At 52.0% G+C, this 2,625-nt stretch carries 2 protein-coding genes; one reads left to right on the top strand and one right to left on the bottom strand.

Annotated elements, in window-relative coordinates; translation table 11 throughout:
• Positions 1–1,339, top strand: a 1,339-nt coding sequence (locus ACR0FE_RS23575) for a hypothetical protein (RefSeq protein ID WP_480915553.1), incomplete at its 5' end; no start/stop codon positions are given.
• Positions 1,340–1,416: 77 nt separating this feature from the next.
• Here the strand turns inward: ACR0FE_RS23575 and ACR0FE_RS23570 are convergent.
• Positions 1,417–2,466 carry a GFA family protein gene (locus ACR0FE_RS23570; protein WP_480491495.1) on the bottom strand — a complete coding sequence of 350 codons (1,050 nt, stop codon included), beginning with the start codon at positions 2,464–2,466 and terminating at the stop codon, positions 1,417–1,419.
• Between the last annotated feature and the right edge of the window lie 159 nt (positions 2,467–2,625).

Below are 2,625 nucleotides of genomic sequence, written 5' to 3'. Positions count from 1 at the left end.
CGACTATCTGCCGAGTGATAAAACCTCCGGACCGAAGCCGAAGACCGCATTCAGACATCAACTTCGGGTGCTGGTTCTAGACCTGTATGTCGCTTGGTTGGAAGACCCGGAACTGTCTATCGGCGTCTCCATGTCCTCGAACTACTGGGACACCAGTTCCCGCTATAACGCGATCCATATATCCAAGAAGATCATCCCGATCATTCACACCCTAATCGAAGCAGGACTATTGGATGTTGCCAAGGGCAGTTACTCGGGTCCTCTGGCTCGGGGTAACAGAACGACGAGGATACGAGCCTCCGAGGTGCTGCAGGGATGGTTCGCCGAAGTGGCATTCCGACGAGATGACGTTGGTCGAGTCGAAGGCGAAGAACTCATCATTCTTAGAGGTGATAGTGCTGAGGCACTGGTCGAGTACGAGGATACCGACGAGATCATCAGAATGCGGGCTGAGCTTGAGCGCTATAACCAAGTAATTGCTGATGCTTTCATTGATATCCCTGTTTTGGAGGAGCCTAAGGTCGATGATGTCACCACCGATCATCACCATAAGTCCACCCGTCGGATATTCAGTCGCTCTGACTTCAACCTGAATGGGCGCTTTCATGGCGGCTGGTGGCAGCAGATCAACAGTGACTGGAGGTCGAAGATCTTCATCAATGACACGCCGGTCGTCGAAGTGGACTTCCGCAGTCTCCATGTCTCCCTCCTCAGTCTAGAGGCCGGGAAGGAACTCGCTGGGGACCCCTATGATCTGCCTGACAGACTTATCGCTGGTGCGCCTCCACCGCTTCAGCGCAAGTTTATCAAACGCCTGATACTGACTGCTATCAACGCCGGGTCCAAGGATGCGGCCTTCAGAGCGTTCCGAGATGGGTTCCCGACTGGTCATGCTGGGAAGACACTGACGAACGAGCAACTGGAGACCCTGCTGACGGGCTTTCTGGAAAAGACACCTCACATCAAAGAATACTTGTTCGCGGATCAAGGTATCCGGCTGATGCACCTCGACAGTCTGATAGCAGAACGAGTCCATCGTCACTTCTGTCACCAAGCCGTACCAGTCCTGTCAGTGCATGACAGTTACATCATCGACTATACCCGTGTTGGAGAATTGAAGCGGGTGATGGCCGAGGCTTCAGAAGAAGTGGCCGGTGCCCCGTTACCGACGTCGAACCAATTCTATGGGCTGGACGAGCAGGCCGACCCCAATGCGGACCATGTGAAAGACTACGTGATTTGGCGGCAGACGGCCCGGTCAGAGGGGTATCTTCAACGATTGGCGGAACAAGAGAGGCGAACAGGGCGAGAGGTTGTTCCGTTCGAGATCCAATATTGAGGTGGCAGAACCAAGTGGATCGTAACAGTCGATAGATGAAAGATTGAGGTGCAAACTTTCGCGAGTTTCCTTGGCCGTTAAAAAACATCTGGCGGCTCAGCCAAAGGCCCCCAAGTTTCGGGATCGGGCAAACCGACACTCGACCATGCTTTTTGCAACACTCGGGAGTCTGCGGACCGTGTGCGAGGCAGATCATCCAAAATGTCGAACCAAGGCAATTTGCTTTCCATACCAGAGTGGACTGATGGAGCAAAATTTTCTGGATGATCGAGACTTGAAGTATGCAGGACCAAATACGCCGTTTCTTTAGGCTGAATGAGCTTGTAAGTCAGACTTGCCCCGCACTTAGGGCAAAAGCCACGCATCGCTATTGGCGTGGTTGCGAAATAAAGTGGCTCTTCGGTGAGAAAACGAACAGAAGAAGCAGGAAACGCTGTCCATGCGTTGACTGCCGAACCGGAGAATTTTCTGCAACAGCTGCAATGGCAATATCCAGTGCTTATGGCCGGAGCGTTTACTTCATAGCGGACAGATCCACAAATACAGCCGCCGGTCACTAGGGTCTTGGTCAATTCGTCTTCATCAAAATCCAGAAAACCTCCTGCTTCCCCAGATTTTGACTGGGTCATGTAGACATGAATTGGAGTATCCGTACTTTTTAATTTTTTGTGACCACAATCCACCAGTGGGAGCTCTACCTTGCCGACTATTTGTGCCATTACTTCGCCTGAGACAGCAATTCCACCTGGTTCTGCAATTGCTTCCAGCCGCGCGGCTGTATTTACGCCTTCTCCCAGAATATCTTCCCCGTGCACAACAACATCACCAAGAGAGACGCCGACACGTAAGATGAGTGAGTCGTCATTGTTCGACCGGCGTGCTTCCAGCGCACATGCTCTTTGAACGCCGATTGCACAATTGACCGCTTCAAAGACACTGGAGAACTCAGCCAAAAACCCATCGCCTGTAGACTTGAACACACGGCCTCGGTTTGCTTCGACCTGCATGTCAATGACCTCACGTTCTAGACGCACCAATTTAGCCAATGCCCCGCTCTCATCGCGTGATACCAACCCCGCAAACCCGACAACATCCGTGGCCAGAATGGCCGCCAACTTGCGTTCCATCTTTGTTTCCTCAAGCAAAAAGTCTCAATTTGCTGACTGCTTACTCTATCATAAAACGCGATTTCAGCGAGCACGGTTCGCTAGGTGTCAATATCCTAACATGAGGGACCACCTATTGTGCAAACCAGGAAACTCTAAGTCCACACGAATTGGCGCGTA

The sequence above is a fragment of the Ruegeria sp. K7 genome (assembly GCF_056531785.1).
This window is presented reverse-complemented; position numbering and strand designations above follow the sequence as displayed.

Coding starts and splice junctions, on each gene's coding strand:
- ACR0FE_RS23570 (WP_480491495.1), bottom strand. CDS start 2,466: ATGGAACGCAAGTTGGCGGCCATTCTGGCCACGGATGTTGTCGGGTTT.